Here is a 19937-nt window from a genome sequence, read left to right on the forward strand (position 1 = left end):
AAACTTAAAAAAGTTAAAATGAATTTCTAGTTAGCACCTATTAAGACTTCAAAATTAAAAAATATTTTTAAAATCAAGTCAATCAACAAGTGCCCACACAGATTGTCTGATAAATTGTTAAAGAGCAAAATAAAACGACGCACCGGAATCAAACTTAATCTCTTCACAACAGTGCGTCGTTGTGTGGGGTGCATTATAGAGATTTTTAAAACTGTTGCAAGCCCTTTTTTTAAAGTTTTTTATCAACTGGATTATTTTTCATCAAAAACCTTAACATCGCTTAAACATCAATCACAGATAGTTGATTAAACCCCCAATCCTGCATAATTTGTCGTTTAATCTCGAATGCAGAAGTTTCTGAGGTACAAAATGCTTCATTAACTAACTCATTATTTTGATTAAATTTAACTTCTCCTAATAAGCTTAAAACCCGTTTAGCAATCCCTATTCCCGGATCAACAAAGTATTTCACTTTTGGTAATACTTGCTGCAATTCATTTTTTATCAAGGGAAAATGGGTGCAACCAAGAATAACCGTATCTAATGTGGAATGATCTTGCCAATCCTCAACAACTTTTTGTAAACGAGCCATATCCACTCTGCCCGTTCTCTGTTTTTCTTCTACAATTTCAACTAAATCCGTTGTACCAATTTTTTCTACTATGCAATCTTGAGCATATTTTGCAATGAGTTCATCAACATAGGGGCGAGAAACCGTTCCTTTTGTGGCTAGTAAACCGATGGTTTTACTTTCAGAAATTGCCGCAGCAGGTTTAATAGCCGGTACAGTGCCTACGATTGGAAACTGAAAATGCTCACGCAATGCAGGAAGCACAACTGTGCTTGCAGTATTGCACGCCACCACCACCATATCAAGCGGTTGTTTTTCTGCAATTTTTTGCACAATTTTGACCGCTCGTTCAATCAATACCTCTTCTGATTTCTCAGAATAGGGGAAAAAAGCATTATCAAAGCAATATAAATAGTGAGCCTGAGGTAGTACTTTACGGATTTCGTCATAAATCGTTAAGCCACCCATACCAGAGTCGTATAAAAGGATTGTTGGTTTCATTGTTATTTACTGAATGAATTAGTGTGGAAATGCTACTCCTTTCCCTCGTTATATTCAAGTTATCTCTATTTGACTTGATTATCGAAAATCGCAATAATCATTCTATTATTTAACCAAGGAGAACATTATGCAAAAATTTAACACACAAGAAATTGGTTGGATTGGTTTAGGTCAAATGGGCGAACCAATGGCTAAACACTTACTTAACAGTGGGGTAAAAGTAGGGGTTTATAACCGTAGTCCTGAAAAAGCGGAGAAAGTAGTGGCAGCAGGTGGGAAATTATATTCTTCTGTGGTGGAGTTAGTAAAAGCTCACGATATTATTTTCTTAATGATTGCAGACTACGCTTCTATTCAGCAAGTATTAAGTGCTGAGGTCTTAGCACAGTTAAAAGGCAAATTAGTCGTGAATATGAGCACCATTTCTCCAAGTCAAAACCAAGCGGTTGAAGCACTTCTTGCAGAACACGGAGCGGAGTTTGTGGAAGCACCTGTTTCAGGCTCAAGCAAAGTTGCAGAAGCTGGCAAACTATTAGTGCTTTCCGCAGGTAAAGAAGAAATTGTTGAGCAAATCAAGCCGCTTTTCGCTGCATTTAGTACGACAACTTTCTATTATGGCTCTGTAGGCAAAGCCGGTGGTATTAAATTAATGATTAACTCACTATTAGGCATTTTCGTTCAAGCTTACGGTGAGGCATTAAATTTTGCTGATCAGTACGGCATTCCGAAAGAGCAAGTGATTGAGATGATTTCAGGTTCGTTTATGAACAGCCCGATTTTCCAAGCAAAAGTGCCGATGTACTTAGCGAACGAGTTCCAACCTGCGTTTATGATGAAACATATGACGAAAGATTTTAACTTAGCAAGCGAAGAAATTGCGAAGTTAGGTAAATCTTATCCGTTAATTGAACAAGCAACCAAAACATACAATCAGGCAAACGATTCAGGCTTGAGCGAAGTGGATATGGCTGCGATTTATCAATATCTAGCAAAATAAAATCAAAAATCGGTTGGTGTAATGCCAACCGATTTTTTATAAATAAGGAAAGTTTTCTAAAAACAACTCTTTGACTTCAAGGAAATAGCCATTGATTTGATACACCCCTCGGCGGGCAAATAAACCGTTTTCTGCTTGAGCCCACTCTAATTTTTTCCTGATCGGATTTTGAGAAAACAACCATAAACCAATCGGCTCGTTACCAAGTGTCGGTATATTTGGGGCGATATTTTCAATCGTTGATCTCGGCACAAGCGTTTGAGCAAAAATCCAATTGGTATCACCATCTTTTAATAACACTTCTCTCAACCAAAAGTCTTCATTGCAAGCGGTCAGATTTTGCGAATTTTTTGCAACCCACTTTTCTTGCACCACTTCCACGTTGAAATCGGTTGCCACATCAAGTAACTTTTGAGTAAGCGAGCCATCGTGCAGAAGCCAGTTTTGTTGAGTAAAAGAAAGCGGCTCCGGCACTGAATGCCATTCCGCCGCTAACAGAATTTTACGATATTTTGTAAACATAAAGAAAAAAGGTAAATTGTAACATCAACAATTTACCTTTTTTGCCTTTAAATTTAAAGATTAACCTTTAATTAATTTTCTTACACCTTCTACCACAACAGAAATTGCTTTATGTTCGGTTTCGTGGATTGTGGCTTCGTTTGGAATTTCTTGTTGAGTACGGTTTACAATCACGCCGGACACCATACCTGCTCGTAAACCTAATGCAGAACACATTGTAAAGAGCGTAGCAGATTCCATTTCAAAATTCATTACATTGAGATCTTGCCACTGTTTTAATGAACCTTGAAAATGGCGATAAATTTTGCCTGTGAAGGTGTCGTAACGCTCTTGTCCCGGATAGAACGTATCAGAAGAAGCAGTAATACCAACGTAAGGTTTAACCCCTGCATCAACCGCAGCAGCGTAAAGTGCGTTAGTACACTCAAAGTTTGCTACAGCCGGATATTCCATTGGTGCAAAGTGTTTGCTTGCACCGTCTAAACGTACTGCACCGGTGGTAATTAAAATATCGCCTACATTGATATGTTCTTGAATTGCACCTGTTGTGCCAATGCGTAAGAAGGTACGAACGCCTAATTGAGCGAGTTCTTCCACACAAATTGAAACCGAAGGACCACCAATCCCCGTTGAACAAATAACTACGGCTTCACCTTCTACATAACCTAACCAAGAGGTAAATTCACGGGTAGATGCTAAAAACTCCGGGTTATCCATTTTTTTTGCAATACGCTCACTTCTGGCAGGATCTCCCGGTACTATCGCAATTTTTGCCCCTTTTAACATCGCTTTTGTTAAACCTAAATGAAATACTTCAGACATAACGATCTCCTTTTGATTTCTAATCATCATTCAAAATCATTCTACCTAGCAAGCGGTTGATTTTCGATATTTTTTTGCGATCAATGTTTGATTTTGTGAAGTAGATCAAAGGCAAACGGTTTCGTTCACTGAGCCTTTTTGATTTGCGATTCAATATAAGTCGGAGCGAAAAAATCCTTATCAGACAGATAGAACACAAAATCTTCTTTAACCAACATCGCAATTAGCTCATTAAGATTTTGAATATCCATCGGTGAATAAATCACCGTTAAATTATCAAATTTTTGAATGATTTCTGAGGCTGGGCGGTAATATTGCTCGCCATTCACAAAAATATAGTGCTTACAAGGGTAAACTTGCTTTTTCACACTTTCAATTGCTCGCCCCAACTCAGGTTGAGCTGTGGTTAGACTAACTACCGCCACCGTTGGTTGGTTGGTTGGTTGGCATTCATTCTATTTCCTTTTATTTATATTGCTATTCTTATTTGCAAAAATTAATGCTTTTTTAACCGCTTGTTACTAAGGCAAAATATCTCTCAAAATCGGATTTTGTAGCGAAATCAAAGTTTCTGTTGATTGAATTTCATCAATAGATTGAATTTTGCCCGCTAAAACCGAATGCAATTCTTCAATAGTGTGAGTCATCACTTTAATAAAAATCGAATAATTACCTGTTGTGTAATATGCCTCCACTACTTCATCAAACTCGTTAAGCTTCGCGATTACTTTATCGTAATCTTTTGCCGATTTGAGAATAATTCCTATAAAACAACACACATCATAGCCCAATTTCTGTTCATTGACTACAATTTTTGTTGATTGAATAACCCCTGCTTGTCGCATTTTTTCAACCCGAACGTGGATAGTTGCCGCACTTACGCCAAAATCTTTCGCCATTTCTGCATAAGGTATGCGAGCATCTTTAATTAAACAGCGTAAAATTTGCTGATCGAGTTTATCAATTTCTAATTTCACTTTGTTTTTATTGTGCATTTTTCCTCCTCAAAATCCATTTATTTAGATTTTATCTAAAATAACTTAACTTATTTTAAACTAAATTTAATACATTTGCTTTTTTATTTGATAAATATTGCATTTTTAACAGAATTCTTTAAATTAGCAACTGTTCATATTTCATATTCATTAGGAAAGCAATAAAAATGAAAAAATCATTCATCTTACAACAACAAGAAATCAGTTTTGTTAAAAACACCTTTACGCAATATTTAATCGACAAACTAGGCATTGTGGAAGTACAAGGTCCAATCTTGAGCGAAGTCGGTAACGGTATGCAAGATAACCTTTCCGGTATCGAAAAAGCAGTAAAAGTAAACGTAAAATGTATTCCAAACGCCACCTATGAAGTGGTTCACTCTCTCGCTAAATGGAAACGCCATACATTAGCTCGTTTCGGTTTTAAAGAAGGTGAAGGCTTATTCGTGCATATGAAAGCGTTGCGTCCGGACGAAGATTCATTAGACCGCACGCACTCGGTGTATGTGGATCAATGGGACTGGGAAAAAGTGATTCCTGAAGGTCGCCGTGATTTTGCGTTCTTAAAAGAGACCGTGAACGAAATCTACAAAGCGATTCGTTTAACTGAATTAGCGGTGGAAGCTCGTTTCGATATTCCATCAGTTTTACCAAAACAAATTACCTTTGTGCATAGCGAAGATTTAGTGCAACGCTACCCAAATATGACCGGTAAAGAGCGTGAAAATGCGATTTGTAAAGAGTGCGGTGCAGTGTTCTTAATCGGTATCGGCGGCAAATTATCAGACGGCAAACCACACGACGGTCGAGCACCGGACTATGATGACTGGACAACCGAATCCGAGCAAGGTTATAAAGGCTTAAACGGCGATATTTTAGTGTGGAACGAAGAATTAGGCACAGCGTTCGAGCTTTCTTCAATGGGTATTCGTGTGGATGAAAAAGCATTACGTTTACAAGTAGCAATTACCGGCGATGAAGACCGTTTAGAAATGGATTGGCACAAAGATTTATTGGCTGGCAAGTTACCACTTTCTATCGGCGGCGGTATCGGTCAATCACGACTAGTAATGTTCTTGTTACACAAAAAACACATTGGTGAAGTGCAATCTAGCGTATGGCCAAAAGCAGTGTTTGAAGAGTTTGAAAATATTCTCTAATCATAAAAAAGCGAACCTTCTGGTTCGCTTTATTTTTTCTACAAGCGGTCTGTTTTTGCAAAAAATTTACCGTTTTTGACCGCTTGTAAGTCTACAAAAATTATTTCTTCTCGCCTGCTACGCCAAAAACAGTACCTCTCTCTCTATCACCATATTTTTCAGCAGTTGTCTTATTTGTTGTTATTCCACCTTCAAATTGTTTATAAAGATAGGCCTCACCAGCAATAGCTTGTGCATTTTCACCGTAAAAACCTAATTCGTACTTACCTGAAATACCACCTGAAGCAGAAGCATTTGCTTTAATCATACCATCAACAATATTACCTTTTTCCAACTGGATTGTTGGAATAGCAGCATTATTAAATTGTGAAAGAGAACCTACACCTGTTTTCTCAGTAAAATTAACTTTGTAATTCAATGTTCCTACATTATCCGAGTTAAATGCTTTGCCAACATAAGTTACTTCGCCAGATGTAGGAAGATTTGTAGTTCTTACCCCTTCAATTCGGTTAACTCTAAACCTTCTTTGTTCTGTTGTATCTTCATTCCAAAATGCACTAATATCACGCCCAACAACGGTTACACTTGGGGTAAGATAAATATAGTGATTACCAACAAAAATACCGTCTAAATTTTCTGCAGACATACTAATGAAAGCGTGTTTACTTAACCCTTTTGGTAAAGATAAACCTGTGTGATCAATCCAAGAATAATTTCTTCCTTGTTCTTTGGTAATTTCAGCTGCTTTTTGTACTATTTCTTTTATTAAAGCCGTTTTATTTTTTAATGCAAGCTCAGCCGCTTCTTTTTCTTGTTTTGCTGTTGCTAACTGCTCAGCTGTACTATTTTTATCCGCTTGAGCCTTTGCTAAATTTGCTTCAGCTTTCTGTAACTCATTTTTGGCTTTTACTAATTCAGCATTTGCAGAATTTAGCTGATTTTGTACCGCTTGTTTTTCGTTATTTATCGTAGTTAATTTGCTTTCAGCGACTTCTTTTGATTTTTGTAACTCATTTCTCGCTTTTGCTAATTCAGCATTTACAGAATTTAGCTGATTTTGCACCGCTTGCTTTTCATTATTCATCGTAGCTAATTTACTTTCAGCTAATCCTTTCGCTTTTTCAGCATTTTCAAGGTTTATTTTTGCTTGTGTAAGTTGCTCAGAAGTTGCATTTTTATCAGATTTCAACTTTGCTAATTCTGCTTGAGCCTTTTGTAAATCACTTGTTGATGTTGCTAATTCTGATTTAGTTGTATCTAACTCTGTTTGGACTGAATTATTTTGAGGTTTGTCAGTAATAACATCTGATGAACCGCCACCGCTACTACAAGCAGTAATCCCAAATAAAATCAAACTAGCTAAAGAGAGTTTTTTAACATACATAGTGTTTTCCTTATAAAATTGACCGTGCAAATGCACACAAAAATTGTACAAAAAAAAAACAACTTGTCGTCAAGTAGAAATGAATTTAAAAAAATATTTATCTGTAAAAAATTAGCATTTTTAAACCGCTTGTAAAAACAAAACCCCACTTGCGTGGGGTTTTTCAGTATTAACGTTTGTTCGCTAATTTTGTTTTTGTGAGTTCGTAAACACGCAATTTCGCAATTTCTTTCGCTAATTTCGCTGTTAAATCAGCGTCGTTAGTTTTAGACAAGGTTTCTTCTGCTTTACGTTTTGCAGCAAGAATACGTTGTTCATCAAGTTCATCACCACGAATTGCGGTATCTGCAAGCACGGTAACAATGGTTGGTTGTACTTCAAGGAAGCCACCAGATACATAGATAAATTCTTCTTTGCCATCAGCTAAAGTGAATTTAACCATACCCGGTTTGATAGCGGTTAATAGTGGGGTATGCCCTGCATAGATCCCTAATTCGCCATCAACCCCTGAAACACGCACACTCGTTACTGTGCCTTCAAAGATTTTACTTTCCGCACTCACAACTGTGAGTTCAAATTGAGATGTCATACTGTTCTCCTTTGTTTAAGAACAATTACATCTGTTTTGCTCTTTCAACCACTTCGTCAATTGAACCCGCCATATAGAACGCTTGTTCCGGGATATGGTCGTATTCGCCTTCTAAAATGCCTTTAAAGCCACGAATTGTCTCTTTTAACGGTACGAATTTACCTGGTACGCTGTTGAATACTTCCGCAACGTGGAATGGTTGTGAAAGGAAACGTTCAATTTTACGTGCACGAGCTACTAAGCGTTTGTCATCTTCCGATAACTCATCCATACCTAAGATTGCGATAATATCTTTTAACTCTTTATAACGTTGTAATGTACCTTGTACACCACGAGCAACATTATAGTGTTCTTCGCCAACAACTAATGGATCTAATTGGCGAGATGTTGAGTCTAATGGGTCTACCGCAGGGTAAATACCAAGAGATGCAATGTTACGGCTTAATACCACTGTTGAGTCTAAGTGTGCGAAAGTCGTTGCCGGTGATGGGTCAGTTAAGTCATCCGCCGGTACGTAAACCGCTTGTACAGAAGTAATAGAACCTGTTTTGGTTGAAGTAATACGCTCTTGTAATACACCCATCTCTTCTGCAAGAGTCGGCTGATAACCTACCGCAGATGGCATACGACCTAAAAGTGCTGATACTTCAGTACCTGCAAGAGTATAACGGTAGATGTTATCTACGAAGAATAACACATCACGACCTTCATCACGGAATTTCTCCGCCATTGTTAAGCCGGTTAATGCTACACGCAGACGGTTGCCTGGTGGTTCATTCATCTGACCGTAAACCAGTGATACTTTGTCTAATACGTTAGAGTCTTTCATTTCGTGGTAGAAGTCGTTACCCTCACGAGTACGCTCACCTACGCCCGCAAATACAGAGTAACCGCTGTGCTCAATCGCAATGTTACGGATTAACTCCATCATATTTACGGTTTTACCTACACCCGCACCACCGAACAGACCAACTTTACCACCTTTCGCAAACGGAGCGACTAAGTCGATAACTTTAATCCCTGTTTCTAACAACTCAGTGCTGTTAGACTGCTCTTCGTAGCTTGGTGCTGCACGGTGAATTGTCCAACGCTCTTCTTCGCCAATTGGACCTGCTTCATCGATTGGCTCACCTAATACATTCATAATACGACCAAGCGTTTTTGTACCAACAGGTACTTCAATCGCTTTATTTGTATTTTCAACTTTTAAGCCACGTTTTAAACCATCAGATGAACCTAATGCGATACAACGTACCACACCGCCACCTAATTGTTGTTGAACTTCAAGCGTTAAGCCTGTTTCAACTTTTAATGCATCATAAACTTTTGGTACTGCATCTTGCGGAAACTCAACATCGATTACCGCACCGATGATCTGTACAATTTTTCCCGTTGCCATTACCGTTCCTCTATTCATTGTTAAATTGCTGCGGCACCCGCGACAATTTCATTTAATTCATTCGTAATACTTGCTTGACGAGCTTTGTTATACACCAATTGTAACTCATTAATCAGATTACCTGCGTTATCCGTTGCCGCTTTCATCGCAACCATTCGAGCTGCTTGTTCAGAGGCTAGGTTATCAACTACTGCTTGATATACCTGAGATTCTAAATAACGTACAAGCAAGTTATCTAATAACGCTTGTGGACTTGGTTCATAGATATAATCCCAAGAACCTGTTTGTCCTAATGAGTCATTTTCAAGTTCCGGCAATGGAAGTAGTTTTTGTACTGTCGGTTTTTGCGACATTGTGTTTACGAAGCGGTTATATACTACGTAAACTTCATCAATATCACCATTACGGAAGGCTTTTACCATACCGTTTACAATACCAACTAAATTTTCCATTGTTGGTGTATCACCCAATCCATTAATATGACCTTTAATCTCTAATCCCATTGGGTTGAAGAAAGAAATACCTTTGTTTCCAACCAAACTTAATTCAGATTTGATACCTTGATCATCTTTTTCTTTTAACTCATTTAAAACGGTTTTAAATAAGTTAATATTCAAACCACCACACAATCCGCGATCAGTTGAAACGACTAAATAGCCCACTTTTTTCACCGGACGTGAGATGAGGAACGGGTGTTGATACTCGATGTTACCTTTGGCAATATGGCTAATTACTTTGCGAATGCTATCTGCATAAGGGCGAGAAGCCGACATACGCTCTTGGGTTTTACGCATTTTTGATGCAGCAACCATTTCCATCGCTTTGGTAATTTTTTGCGTATTACGAACACTTGCAATTTTGGTTCTTATCTCTTTAGCACCTGCCATATTTTTTCTCCGCTAAAAAGTTAGATTACCAAGCACTGTTCTTTTTGAAACCAGATAAAATCTCGTTCAATTTATCTTTAATTTCATCATTGAAATTGCCAGATTTTGACAGTTCTTGCATAAACTCGCCGTAGTTGCTTTGAGCATACGCTAATAAGTTAGCTTCAAATGAACCTACACGCTCAACAGGCACATCATCAAGATAACCATATTCTGCTGCTGCTAGCGATAAACCTAACTGTGCTACAGACATTGGCTCGAATTGTTTCTGTTTAAGTAATTCAGTTACTTTTTGACCGTGTGAAAGCTGTTTGCGTGTTGCTTCATCAAGGTCTGATGCAAACTGTGCGAACGCTGCTAATTCACGATATTGTGCAAGTGCGGTACGAATACCACCGGCTAATTTTTTCACCAGTTTAGTTTGTGCAGAACCACCAACACGAGAAACCGAGATACCAGGGTTTACCGCAGGACGAATACCAGCATTGAATAATCCTGACTCTAAGAAAATCTGACCATCAGTAATCGAAATTACGTTGGTTGGAACGAACGCCGAAACGTCGCCAGCTTGAGTTTCAATGATCGGTAATGCAGTTAAAGAACCTGTTTGACCTTTCACCGCACCGTTAGTGAAACGTTCTACATAGTCTGCATTTACACGAGATGCACGCTCAAGTAAGCGAGAGTGTAGATAGAATACATCACCCGGGAATGCTTCACGACCCGGTGGACGACGTAATAACAATGAAATTTGACGGTAAGCAACTGCTTGCTTAGATAAATCATCGTAAACGATTAACGCATCTTCACCACGATCACGGAAGTATTCACCCATTGCACAACCTGCATAAGGAGCTAAGTATTGCAATGCTGCAGATTCAGATGCAGATGCTACAACCACGATAGTGTTTTGTAATGCACCGTGCTCTTCTAATTTACGCACTACGTTTGCAATAGTTGATGCTTTTTGACCGATCGCAACGTAGATACATTTAATGCCTGAATCACGTTGATTAATGATCGCATCGATAGCTAATGCAGTTTTACCGGTTTGACGGTCACCGATGATAAGCTCACGCTGACCACGACCGATTGGAACCATTGAGTCAACCGCTTTATAACCGGTTTGAACAGGTTGATCAACAGATTGACGATCGATAACACCCGGTGCAATCACTTCGATTGGCGAGAAACCATCATTTTGGATTTCACCTTTACCATCAATTGGCTGACCTAATGTATTAACTACACGACCTAATAAACCACGACCAACCGGCACTTCTAAAATACGACCTGTGCATTGTACTTCCATACCTTCTGCTAAATCTGCATAAGGTCCCATTACAACCGCACCGACAGAATCTCTTTCTAAGTTTAATGCAATCGCATAACGATTGCCCGGTAATGCAATCATTTCGCCTTGCATTACATCTGATAAGCCGTGGATACGAATAACCCCGTCACTTACCGAAACGATTGTCCCTGTGCTTTGAGCTTCGCTCACCACATTGAATTGGGCAATACGCTTTTTAATCAATTCACTAATTTCTGTTGAATTTAGTTGCATTTTTTATTCCTCTTACAAGCTCAACTCTTGACTCAAGCGGTTTAGCTGTCCACGACTACTACCATCAATCACCACATCATCATAACGAATGATTACACCCGCAATTAATGAACTATCAATTGATGAAGTAATACGTACTTTTGTTCCGAGTCGCTTTTCCATCGCATTGGCAATTTTTGCTTCTTGTGCATCTGTTAATTTATCTGCAGAAACAACCTCAACATCTTTTATTGATTCGTGCTCTGCTCTTAATTCTAAAAATGCATTCAATACAGCAGGTAATACCGCTAAACGCTTATTATCAGCCATAACGCGAATGAAATTTTGCCCATATTGATCTAATTGGTCGCCACAAATATTGATAAACGTATCAGAAATTTGACCGCTTGCAAGTGATGAACTGATGAAATCAGCTACTTGCTCATCATTCGCGACAGCTGCAGAAAATTGCAACATTTCCTGCCATTTATCCAATTGACCTTGTTCTAAAGCAAAATCGAAAGCCGCTTTAGCATAGGGGCGAGCTACTGTGCTTAATTCTGACATCTGCCCCACCTTTTTATAGTTCTGCAACTAGCTTATCAATAATATCGTTGTTCGCTGCAGCATCCACTGAACGACCGACAATTTTCTCAGCACCGGCAACAGCCAATGCAGCCACTTTTTGACGAAGCTCTTCTTGAACACGTTTACGTTCGCTTTCTACTTCCGCATAACCTTGTTCAATAATGCGTAGACGTTCAACTTCAGCCTCTGCTTGTACAGACTCTAAAATTTCATTACGACGTTTTGTTGCCAAATCAATAATTTTTTGTGCTTCTTCTTTTGCTAACAGGATTTCTTGATCTGCCGCAGCTTTAGAATCAGCCTGCTCTTGTTTCGCTTTTTCGGCAGAAGCTAAAGCATTAGCAATATTTGCTTGACGCTCTTCAATCGCTCGAATTAGCGGTGGCCATACATATTTCATACAGAACGCAACAAAGAGTGCGAACGCAATAAGCTGACCAATTAGTGTTGCATTTAAATTCACAACGCCTCCTATAAAGTTAGTTAAATTACCCGAAGGTAACGCCTATTATTTATAGGGATTAGCCTAATAAACCAATGAATGGGTTAGCGAAGATGAATAATAATGCGATACCCACAGCGATCATTGAGATAGCATCTAAAAGACCTGCAACGATAAACATTTTAGTTTGTAAGCTGTTTGCTAATTCAGGCTGGCGAGCAGAAGATTCTAAGAATTTACCACCTAATAATGCGAAACCAATCGCAGTACCGAATGCAGCGAAAGCTAATAAAATTACTGAACCAAAAATTGTTGCGGTAATTACGTTTTCCATAATGTTCTCCATAAGGGTTGAGGAATTTAGCCAAAGGCTAGGTTAGTTAAATATCAAAGGCTTATGCCTTTCATTTCATTGTTTTACAGAGCAATCACTCTACAAAATTTAAAATTGTAAAAAATTAAGATTTTTTAACCGCTTGTATTAATGATCGGCTTTATTATAACCAATACTTAAATACACGATTGTCAGCATCATAAAGATGAATGCTTGAAGCGTAATAACTAAAATGTGGAAGATAGCCCAAACAATTTGAAGCGGCACACCCAACATTTGAGGTACTATGCTTTCTGCCATATACATTACAGCAATCAAAATAAAGATTAACTCACCTGCATACATATTACCGAATAAACGGAAAGCAAGAGAAATTGGTTTAGCGAGTAAAGTAACCACTTCTAATAAGAAGTTTACCGGAATAAACGCCCAATGATTAAAAGGGTGTAACGTATATTCTTTTACAAAGCCACCAAAACCTTTCGATTTGATTGTGTAGTAGATAATTAGGCAGAATACACCAATTGATAAACCCAATGTTGCACTAATATCTGCTGTTGGTACTGCACGTAAATAGTCAATACCTAGCAAACTTGCTAATTGAGGTGGATAATCAACCGGGATCAAGTCAATAGCATTCATAATGAATACCCAGCAAAAGATGGTTAATGCTAATGGACCTACTTCGTGGCGAGGACCGTGAAAGTTCTCTTTAACCACACCGTTTACCCATTCAATAATCATCTCAACAAAACATTGCCACTTACCCGGCACGCCTGTTGTTGCATTTTTTGCTGCTTTGCGGAAAAAATAAAGGAAAATAGCACCTGCTACCAATGAGAAAAATAAGGTATCTAAATGCACATTCCAAAATCCCTCACCTGTCGTTAAAAACGTCAAATGGTGAGTGATATATTCTGCGGTAGACCCAGCCATAATTTATCCTTTCAAAATTAAAAAACTATGTTGATTTCCGACTCAAGAACATCGGCAATGCAATGTTTAAAAACAGTGCTAAAAAATAACCTACAAAAAATACTAAAAATTGGAAATGCGGAATTAAGGTAAAACTCACTATCATTAAAATGATTGCAACTAACCATTTAACCCCTTCTCCCCAATAGAAAGCGGTCATTTTTGTCCGATCTTTTGCAGAATTTCTAAAGAAAACCCAATACACAAAAACACAGTGAGGCACAAAACTAGAGATACCTCCAGCAAGAAAGGAAACTGCAATATTCCCTTTACACAAAAAAAGAATAAAAGCTAAAACTAAAATAGCTCCCGCTTCAATTCCCAACGCTCTGCGATATTGTGATTTTGCTTTATTGATTACAGCAGACACATTTTACCCTTTTTGAACAAGTTTACCTTAACAAACAGGCTAATAATTAGCCACTGTTGAATCAATGGAAATCCAACGAGAAATTATACTTTACAAATTAAGAGTTGCAACCTAAAACTTCATAAAATGAGTCATTCTTCACATTTTTGAAAAAAAACTCCGATTTTTACAAAAATGTAAAAAATTTGATCGGGGAATACATAGAAAGACAAGGTTGATTTGAAGGGAATAAGGGAAGTAAATGCGGTCATCTTGTTACAAACATATTACAATATTCTTTTAAGAACTTTGTAAAAAATAAGCCAAAAACAACCGCTTATTATCAATAATTACTTATCTAGAAAATTTATAAGCTAAATCATTCCAACGTAATTCATTTTTAAGCTGCGGTAACTCCGTATTTTCATTAATGTGAATGAACTCAATACCGAAATATTCAGCGAATGTGCGTAACATTTCTGCATCAATATCCAAACTGAAAGCACTATGGTGAGCTCCACCGGCTAAATTATCTATAGCATTTAATGTTTTTTCTCCACTGGCACGGCAATTTTAATAATTTCAACACAACTAAATGTCTTTCACCGACCAACTCCGGCACTTGTAATTCAATAACTTCAACCAATTCAATATCCTTTTTAACCGCTTGTACTTCGGTTTCATCATACACGCCTTTTAACGCATAAAATTTACCGTTTTCATTCGGTAAGTGGTAGCACCAATTTACCATATCATCAAGCGAGGCAAAGGCTCGACTCAGAACTCCGTCAAATTGTTGCTCTTGATATTCTTCCACACGGCTCAGAACAGGGGTTACATTTCGAATCCCCAATTCACGCAACGCATTTTTGATAAAAGTGATGCGTTTTCCCAAGCTATCCAATAAAACAAATTGTTTATCTGGATTAATAATCGCCAACGGAATCCCCGGTAAACCCGGACCTGTTCCCACGTCAATAAACTTTTCGCCCTGTAAATGTTGGCTCACGACAATGCTATCCATAATATGTTTCACCAACATTTCATCAGGGTTACGAACGGAAGTCAGGTTATAGGCTTTGTTCCATTTATCCAACAACCGAACAAACCCGACCAACTGCTCTTTTTGCTGATCGGGTAGGTTAATTTCAGCTTGGGCTAACAAGCGGTTAAGTTTTTCTAACATTTTGTAAATTCTATTTTAACCGTTCTAATGCTTTATGGGATTGTTTTAACATATCATCCCATTCTAGGTTATTATCATCATTGATAATATTTTCAATCGTCAGTTGATAAAATTTTCTTGCTTGAGCAATATCTTTTGAAGTACCAATGCCTTTCTCATACATTTCTGCTAATTTAAAAGAGTATTGCGGAAAGGATTTATACCCATTATTCAAATAAAGCGACCAATCATAATTGAGTTTATAATAATGAAAAGCCTCTTTTTCATTTTTACTTACGCCAGCTAAACCTTGCTCATAAATTTTAGCAAGGTTTACCAATGCCTCGTTCCAATAAGAAATACCCTTTACAGAATCAATTCGTTTTAAAGCTCGTATCGCTAACTCGCCCTTTTCTTGCTTTAAATAAAGATAGCTCAGATCTATATTGGTTTTTGCTGAACGATGGTATTCAACATCAACCTCAACGAGTTTTTCATAGTAATAGATTGCTTTATCTATATCCTTATTAACACCTGCTCCCTTTTGATAGGTTTGTGCAAGATATTCCAAAGCCTCTAAAGATCCAGAATTAGCGGCTTTTTCAAACCAAGTCATTCCTTTTGCACTATCTTCTGCAACATATTGCCCTGTCCAGTAGAGGTGCCCTAAATAATACATTGCATATAGTGCATTATCAGAATTTCCCTCTTTTGCCTGCTCTTCTAATAGCTGAATTGCATGAGGAATATCTCCTTTATCAAAGGCTCGATAGGCTTGTGTAATTTTATCTGAACTCATTTCATTTGCTTTGATATAAGACGAACATAAAAAGCAAATAAAAATAAATATTTGCTTTATATTTTTCATTTATAGATCTCCACGTTTCAACATTCCTTGCTTTTTCAAATTCACAAGTAGAATCGAAATCGCCGCTGGTGTAATGCCCGAAATGCGGCTGGCTTGTCCGATGGAAACTGGGCGGTGTTGCATTAGTTTTGCACGCACCTCGTTGGATAAGCTGTCCACTTTGTCGTAGTCAAACTCCGGTGGAATTTGGGTGTTTTCGTGGCGTTTGTGGCGTTCAATTTCGTTATATTGATGCTCAATGTAGCCTTGGTATTTAATCGCAATTTCCACCTGCTCTGCGGCTTGTTTATCTTCAATAGCTGGAGCAAACGGGGCGATTTGAGTGAGTTTCTCGTAGCTCATTTCAGGACGACGAATTAAATCTTCACCGCTGGCTTCACGGGTAAGTGGCGTGCTCAATAACGCATTCAGTTCATCTAAATTTGGCATTTGTAAGTGAGCCCACGTCTGTTTTAAGCGTGTGCGTTCTTGCTCAATCGCTTCCATTTTTTGATTGAAACGTACCCAACGAGCCTCATCAATTAAACCTAGCTGGTGAGCAATCGGTGTTAAACGAATATCGGCATTATCTTCACGCAGTAATAAACGGTATTCCGCACGAGAAGTAAATACACGGTATGGTTCTTTTGTACCAAGCGTGCAGAGATCATCCACCAATACGCCGGTGTAAGCCTGATCACGGGTTGGGAACCAAGACTCTTTACCTTGCACCTGTAATGCCGCATTAATCCCCGCTAATAAACCTTGTGCTGCCGCTTCTTCGTAGCCTGTTGTACCATTGATTTGACCGGCAAAGAATAAGCCGTCAATTGCTTTGGTTTCTAGGGTTGGTTTTAAATCACGAGGGTCAAAATAGTCGTATTCAATCGCATAACCCGGCTTGATAATACGGGTATTTTCCAACCCTTTCATTGAGTTTACGATCCCCATTTGCACATCAAACGGTAAGCTGGTTGAAATACCGTTAGGGTAAACTTCGATCGTGTTTAAACCTTCCGGTTCAAGGTAAATCTGGTGAGAATTACGATCGGCAAAACGCATCACTTTATCTTCAATCGATGGGCAATAGCGTGGGCCAATTCCTTCGATAATCCCTGTGTACATCGGGCTGCGATCCAAATTAGAACGGATCACATCGTGAGTTTGTTCATTTGTATGGGTAATGTAGCAAGGAATTTGACGAGGGTGCTGTTCCACCGATCCCATAAATGACATTACCGGTAGCACATCATCGCCGTACTGTTTTGCCAAAACATCAAAATTAATGGTACGAGCATCTAAACGTGGCGGTGTGCCTGTTTTTAAGCGATCAACACGCAAATTCAGATCACGCAAGCGATCTGCAAGCATAGTAGCAGCCGGATCACCTGCTCGACCACCTGCATAATTATCTAAACCAATATGGATCTTACCTGCAAGGAATGTACCAGCCGTTAAAACCACAGAACGAGATTTAAAAATTAGCCCCATTTTTGTTACCGCACCGACCGCACGGTTATTTTCCACTAAAATATCCACGACTTCTTGTTGGAAAATATCTAAATTTGGTTGATTTTCTAATGCGGTACGCACGGCATTACGGTAAAGCACACGGTCTGCTTGAGCACGAGTAGCACGCACAGCCGGACCTTTGGAACTGTTTAATGTACGAAATTGGATCCCTGCAAAGTCGGTAGCTATCGCCATTAAGCCGCCCATTGCATCAATCTCTTTCACTAAATGCCCTTTACCAATCCCCCCAATGGCAGGATTACAAGACATTTGCCCTAAAGTATCTACATTATGTGTTAAAAGTAGGGTTTTTAACCCCATACGGGCGGGAGCAAGTGCAGCCTCAGTTCCCGCGTGTCCGCCACCTACGACAATCACATCGTAAATTTGGTTATAAATCATATATCGCCTTTTCTCTCAAAAATACTGTGCAAAAATAAACGTGTATTTTAGCTTAAAAAGGGATCATCAGGGAAATAAAATTTAAATTGAACAAGATCCAAAGTTCCTTTGCTAAAGATAATATAGATCTATATAAAGATCTTTATTGTTAATCTTATTAGATCCTCTACTTTATGTGAGTAAAAGATCTTTTACAGGAAAAACAACAAGTTAAATCCAAAAATGGTCGTGAATAGATCTCACTAAAAGAAGATCTAACCTGTGGATAAAATCTAAAGTTATCCACAGAAGCTAAAATAAAGAAACTTTTAACAGTGTAATTCCCAAATAATTCAATCTTTTTTCATAAGTTATCCACATAGGGTATGTAACGTTTTTTAGATTAAATTCCTTTTTTCGTATTTCTACAGTAAAATTTTACTTCATTTTGATATGTAAAAAAGTGAGAAAAAATGACCGCTTGTAACTGCCAATCAGGCAAAAAATATACCGAATGTTGTGAGCCTTTTCATTTAAAAGCTGAAATACCACAAACAGCAGAACAACTTATGCGTTCTCGTTACTCAGCTTATACGCTGGTTAATATTCCCTATATTGTTGAAACTACAGTTCCAAACCAGCAAAAATATCTTGATCAAGCAGCAATGAAAACGTGGGGAGAAAATACAAAATGGGCTGGTTTAGAAATTATTAAACATTTACCTAACCTTTCAAAAATACATAGTCAGGTTGAATTTAAGGCATTTTTTGACACAGAAGAGGGAAAACAAGCACATCACGAATTATCGCTTTTTGTCAAAATAGAGAGTAAATGGTTCTTTGTAGACCCTACTGTTCCTTTACCAAGTCAAAAGCAAAATTGTGTATGCGGATCGGGCAAAAAATTTAAACATTGTTGTGGTCATTATCTTTAATATTGAATTGAACTCTTTTTAAATCAAAAAGACTAAGTAAATGAATTCTATTCACCAACGACTAACTTACCTACAGGGGAACGAAAAATGGATTTCAATAAAATTTTAAACCAAGTGTTAAATACGGCAAAAGATGCAGCAACTAACGGATTAATCAAAGGTAATACGACAAATGACCAAATCGCCAAAGTAGGTGGTGGTGCTGCTGCTCTAGGTCTTATTTCAATGTTATTTGGACGCAAAGGCGGCTCAGGTTTAGCGAAATTAGGTTCTTTAGCCGCTCTGGGTAGTTTGGCTTATCAAGCATATCAAAGATATCAAGAACAAAATGCGTCAGCGTCTCAATTAAGCCAAGATAATTTTGAAGAAGTTGATGCGAATGAAGCAAGTAAGGTGATTTTACAAGCAATGGTTGCCGCAGCGGCAGCAGATGGTGCAATTACTGAAGATGAAAAAGCCGCAATTGTTGCACAAGTATCACAAGATCCGGAAGTATTATCGTGGATTAGTCAAGAAATGAATAGTCCTGCAAGCGTAGAAGAAATTGCTCGTCAAGTAGGTAATGATCAAGCTCTTGCGACTCAAGTTTACCTTGCTGCTCGTGCAGTATGTACAAACTTAGAGCGTAAAGAAATCATTTTCTTAGCAAACTTAGCGAATGCACTAGGTTTACCGGATGCGTTAGTTGAACAGTTAGAAAAAGATGCCGGATTCTAAATTTAGACTATTTTAGTTTAGCTACAAGCGGTTATATTTTGAGAGTTTTTTGCAAAAAACTTGTGAAATATGACCGCTTGTTCTTTTTAAGCTTTTTGGATAACAATTTCCCAAGCGGCATCACCAATTTGAGCGAAATGAGTAACAGGATAATTATTCTCAGCAGCCCAGCGAGGTAAATTTTCCGTAGCTTCAGCACAAGTAAATTGGATAGCCAACTCGTCGCCAATATTTAAATCAACAATTTTCTTTTTAGCTTCCATTAATGGATAAGGGCATAGATGCCCTTGAGTATCAAGCTCGTAACGCATATTTTCTC

24 protein-coding genes are annotated in these 19937 nt (G+C 38.2%); 4 read left to right on the plus strand and 20 right to left on the minus strand.

What is annotated here, in order from left to right; translation table 11 throughout:
- Positions 1-280: 280 nt before the first annotated feature.
- The gene (gene murI / locus V6W77_RS08220; RefSeq protein WP_334254359.1) at positions 281-1072 is read right to left on the minus strand and encodes a glutamate racemase; all 792 of its coding nucleotides are present in this window, start codon (positions 1070-1072) and stop codon (positions 281-283) included.
- Positions 1073-1199: 127 nt separating this feature from the next.
- Here murI and V6W77_RS08225 point away from each other — a divergent pair, with 127 nt between their 5' ends.
- On the plus strand, positions 1200-2069 hold the full coding sequence (locus V6W77_RS08225; RefSeq protein WP_176671899.1) for an NAD(P)-dependent oxidoreductase: 870 nt from the start codon (positions 1200-1202) through the stop codon (positions 2067-2069).
- A 36-nt stretch (positions 2070-2105) separates the two neighbouring features.
- On the opposite strand, the gene V6W77_RS08230 is transcribed toward V6W77_RS08225, so the two are convergent.
- The 4 genes from V6W77_RS08230 to asnC all read right to left on the minus strand — a co-directional run bounded on the left by V6W77_RS08230 (position 2106) and on the right by asnC (position 4408).
- Positions 2106-2591: a chorismate--pyruvate lyase family protein gene (locus V6W77_RS08230; protein ID WP_334254360.1), complete on the minus strand. Its 486-nt coding sequence runs from the start codon at positions 2589-2591 to the stop codon at positions 2106-2108.
- 60 nt (positions 2592-2651) lie between these two features.
- Positions 2652-3413, minus strand: a complete 762-nt coding sequence (gene udp, locus V6W77_RS08235; RefSeq protein ID WP_025216331.1) for a uridine phosphorylase — start codon at positions 3411-3413, stop codon at positions 2652-2654.
- 125 nt (positions 3414-3538) lie between these two features.
- Entirely contained in the window at positions 3539-3838 is a 300-nt protein-coding gene (locus V6W77_RS08240; protein ID WP_334254361.1) for a glycosyltransferase family protein, read from the minus strand.
- A 96-nt stretch (positions 3839-3934) separates the two neighbouring features.
- Positions 3935-4408 (minus strand): transcriptional regulator AsnC, encoded by a 474-nt coding sequence (gene asnC, locus V6W77_RS08245; RefSeq protein WP_334232532.1) that lies wholly within the window; start codon positions 4406-4408, stop codon positions 3935-3937.
- Positions 4409-4575: 167 nt separating this feature from the next.
- On the opposite strand from asnC, the gene asnA reads away from it, so the two are divergent.
- Positions 4576-5568: an aspartate--ammonia ligase gene (asnA, locus tag V6W77_RS08250; protein ID WP_188157170.1), complete on the plus strand. Its 993-nt coding sequence runs from the start codon at positions 4576-4578 to the stop codon at positions 5566-5568.
- Positions 5569-5668: 100 nt separating this feature from the next.
- On the opposite strand, the gene V6W77_RS08255 is transcribed toward asnA, so the two are convergent.
- From V6W77_RS08255 to mnmG, 14 genes are all read right to left on the minus strand, one after another.
- A complete protein-coding gene (locus V6W77_RS08255) occupies positions 5669-6952 on the minus strand; it encodes a factor H binding protein domain-containing protein (protein ID WP_334254362.1) in 1284 nt (427 codons plus the stop codon).
- A gap of 169 nt (positions 6953-7121) precedes the next feature.
- Positions 7122-7541: a F0F1 ATP synthase subunit epsilon gene (locus tag V6W77_RS08260; protein WP_334254363.1), complete on the minus strand. Its 420-nt coding sequence runs from the start codon at positions 7539-7541 to the stop codon at positions 7122-7124.
- 25 nt (positions 7542-7566) lie between these two features.
- Positions 7567-8940 (minus strand): F0F1 ATP synthase subunit beta, encoded by a 1374-nt coding sequence (atpD, locus tag V6W77_RS08265; RefSeq protein WP_283386652.1) that lies wholly within the window; start codon positions 8938-8940, stop codon positions 7567-7569.
- A 20-nt stretch (positions 8941-8960) separates the two neighbouring features.
- Positions 8961-9827, minus strand: a complete 867-nt coding sequence (atpG, locus tag V6W77_RS08270) for a F0F1 ATP synthase subunit gamma (protein WP_334254364.1) — start codon at positions 9825-9827, stop codon at positions 8961-8963.
- Positions 9828-9852: 25 nt separating this feature from the next.
- Complete coding sequence (gene atpA, locus V6W77_RS08275; RefSeq protein WP_334254365.1) at positions 9853-11394, minus strand: F0F1 ATP synthase subunit alpha; 1542 nt, start codon at positions 11392-11394, stop codon at positions 9853-9855.
- A 12-nt stretch (positions 11395-11406) separates the two neighbouring features.
- Positions 11407-11940: a F0F1 ATP synthase subunit delta gene (atpH, locus tag V6W77_RS08280; protein WP_334254366.1), complete on the minus strand. Its 534-nt coding sequence runs from the start codon at positions 11938-11940 to the stop codon at positions 11407-11409.
- A gap of 13 nt (positions 11941-11953) precedes the next feature.
- Complete coding sequence (gene atpF, locus V6W77_RS08285; RefSeq protein ID WP_025236986.1) at positions 11954-12424, minus strand: F0F1 ATP synthase subunit B; 471 nt, start codon at positions 12422-12424, stop codon at positions 11954-11956.
- A 58-nt stretch (positions 12425-12482) separates the two neighbouring features.
- Positions 12483-12737 carry a F0F1 ATP synthase subunit C gene (atpE, locus tag V6W77_RS08290; RefSeq protein ID WP_025236987.1) on the minus strand — a complete coding sequence of 85 codons (255 nt, stop codon included), beginning with the start codon at positions 12735-12737 and terminating at the stop codon, positions 12483-12485.
- A 147-nt stretch (positions 12738-12884) separates the two neighbouring features.
- Positions 12885-13673 carry a F0F1 ATP synthase subunit A gene (gene atpB, locus V6W77_RS08295; RefSeq protein WP_025236988.1) on the minus strand — a complete coding sequence of 263 codons (789 nt, stop codon included), beginning with the start codon at positions 13671-13673 and terminating at the stop codon, positions 12885-12887.
- A 25-nt stretch (positions 13674-13698) separates the two neighbouring features.
- On the minus strand, positions 13699-14082 hold the full coding sequence (locus V6W77_RS08300) for an ATP synthase subunit I (RefSeq protein ID WP_334248945.1): 384 nt from the start codon (positions 14080-14082) through the stop codon (positions 13699-13701).
- A 333-nt stretch (positions 14083-14415) separates the two neighbouring features.
- Entirely contained in the window at positions 14416-14538 is a 123-nt protein-coding gene (locus V6W77_RS08305) for a hypothetical protein (RefSeq protein WP_428981782.1), read from the minus strand.
- Between the two features lie 52 nt (positions 14539-14590).
- Positions 14591-15247: a 16S rRNA (guanine(527)-N(7))-methyltransferase RsmG gene (rsmG, locus tag V6W77_RS08310; RefSeq protein WP_334254367.1), complete on the minus strand. Its 657-nt coding sequence runs from the start codon at positions 15245-15247 to the stop codon at positions 14591-14593.
- Positions 15248-15257: 10 nt separating this feature from the next.
- Positions 15258-16094, minus strand: a complete 837-nt coding sequence (locus V6W77_RS08315) for a tetratricopeptide repeat protein (protein WP_334254368.1) — start codon at positions 16092-16094, stop codon at positions 15258-15260.
- Positions 16095-17987: a tRNA uridine-5-carboxymethylaminomethyl(34) synthesis enzyme MnmG gene (gene mnmG / locus V6W77_RS08320; protein ID WP_334254369.1), complete on the minus strand. Its 1893-nt coding sequence runs from the start codon at positions 17985-17987 to the stop codon at positions 16095-16097.
- A 452-nt stretch (positions 17988-18439) separates the two neighbouring features.
- Here mnmG and V6W77_RS08325 point away from each other — a divergent pair, with 452 nt between their 5' ends.
- Both V6W77_RS08325 and V6W77_RS08330 read left to right on the plus strand, forming a co-directional pair.
- Positions 18440-18901: a YchJ family protein gene (locus V6W77_RS08325; protein ID WP_188157159.1), complete on the plus strand. Its 462-nt coding sequence runs from the start codon at positions 18440-18442 to the stop codon at positions 18899-18901.
- A gap of 87 nt (positions 18902-18988) precedes the next feature.
- Positions 18989-19618, plus strand: coding sequence for a tellurite resistance TerB family protein (locus V6W77_RS08330; protein WP_334254370.1), 630 nt, complete (start codon positions 18989-18991; stop codon positions 19616-19618).
- 86 nt (positions 19619-19704) lie between these two features.
- Here V6W77_RS08330 and V6W77_RS08335 read toward each other — a convergent pair whose 3' ends face one another.
- Positions 19705-19929, minus strand: coding sequence for a sulfurtransferase TusA family protein (locus V6W77_RS08335; protein ID WP_025234956.1), 225 nt, complete (start codon positions 19927-19929; stop codon positions 19705-19707).
- Positions 19930-19937 lie beyond the last annotated feature (8 nt).

This window comes from Mannheimia indoligenes (assembly GCF_036880405.1).
Lineage (GTDB): Bacteria > Pseudomonadota > Gammaproteobacteria > Enterobacterales > Pasteurellaceae > Mannheimia > Mannheimia indoligenes.

Coding starts and splice junctions, on each gene's coding strand:
- asnA (WP_188157170.1), top strand. CDS start 4,576: ATGAAAAAATCATTCATCTTACAACAACAAGAAATCAGTTTTGTTAAA.
- V6W77_RS08260 (WP_334254363.1), bottom strand. CDS start 7,541: ATGACATCTCAATTTGAACTCACAGTTGTGAGTGCGGAAAGTAAAATC.
- atpG (WP_334254364.1), bottom strand. CDS start 9,827: ATGGCAGGTGCTAAAGAGATAAGAACCAAAATTGCAAGTGTTCGTAAT.
- V6W77_RS08330 (WP_334254370.1), top strand. CDS start 18,989: ATGGATTTCAATAAAATTTTAAACCAAGTGTTAAATACGGCAAAAGAT.
- asnC (WP_334232532.1), bottom strand. CDS start 4,408: ATGCACAATAAAAACAAAGTGAAATTAGAAATTGATAAACTCGATCAG.
- atpD (WP_283386652.1), bottom strand. CDS start 8,940: ATGGCAACGGGAAAAATTGTACAGATCATCGGTGCGGTAATCGATGTT.
- mnmG (WP_334254369.1), bottom strand. CDS start 17,987: ATGATTTATAACCAAATTTACGATGTGATTGTCGTAGGTGGCGGACAC.
- V6W77_RS08225 (WP_176671899.1), top strand. CDS start 1,200: ATGCAAAAATTTAACACACAAGAAATTGGTTGGATTGGTTTAGGTCAA.
- V6W77_RS08255 (WP_334254362.1), bottom strand. CDS start 6,952: ATGTATGTTAAAAAACTCTCTTTAGCTAGTTTGATTTTATTTGGGATT.
- udp (WP_025216331.1), bottom strand. CDS start 3,413: ATGTCTGAAGTATTTCATTTAGGTTTAACAAAAGCGATGTTAAAAGGG.
- V6W77_RS08315 (WP_334254368.1), bottom strand. CDS start 16,094: ATGAAAAATATAAAGCAAATATTTATTTTTATTTGCTTTTTATGTTCG.
- murI (WP_334254359.1), bottom strand. CDS start 1,072: ATGAAACCAACAATCCTTTTATACGACTCTGGTATGGGTGGCTTAACG.
- atpA (WP_334254365.1), bottom strand. CDS start 11,394: ATGCAACTAAATTCAACAGAAATTAGTGAATTGATTAAAAAGCGTATT.
- rsmG (WP_334254367.1), bottom strand. CDS start 15,247: ATGTTAGAAAAACTTAACCGCTTGTTAGCCCAAGCTGAAATTAACCTA.
- V6W77_RS08305 (WP_428981782.1), bottom strand. CDS start 14,538: ATGTTACGCACATTCGCTGAATATTTCGGTATTGAGTTCATTCACATT.
- atpH (WP_334254366.1), bottom strand. CDS start 11,940: ATGTCAGAATTAAGCACAGTAGCTCGCCCCTATGCTAAAGCGGCTTTC.
- V6W77_RS08335 (WP_025234956.1), bottom strand. CDS start 19,929: ATGCGTTACGAGCTTGATACTCAAGGGCATCTATGCCCTTATCCATTA.
- atpB (WP_025236988.1), bottom strand. CDS start 13,673: ATGGCTGGGTCTACCGCAGAATATATCACTCACCATTTGACGTTTTTA.
- V6W77_RS08230 (WP_334254360.1), bottom strand. CDS start 2,591: ATGTTTACAAAATATCGTAAAATTCTGTTAGCGGCGGAATGGCATTCA.
- atpE (WP_025236987.1), bottom strand. CDS start 12,737: ATGGAAAACGTAATTACCGCAACAATTTTTGGTTCAGTAATTTTATTA.
- V6W77_RS08325 (WP_188157159.1), top strand. CDS start 18,440: ATGACCGCTTGTAACTGCCAATCAGGCAAAAAATATACCGAATGTTGT.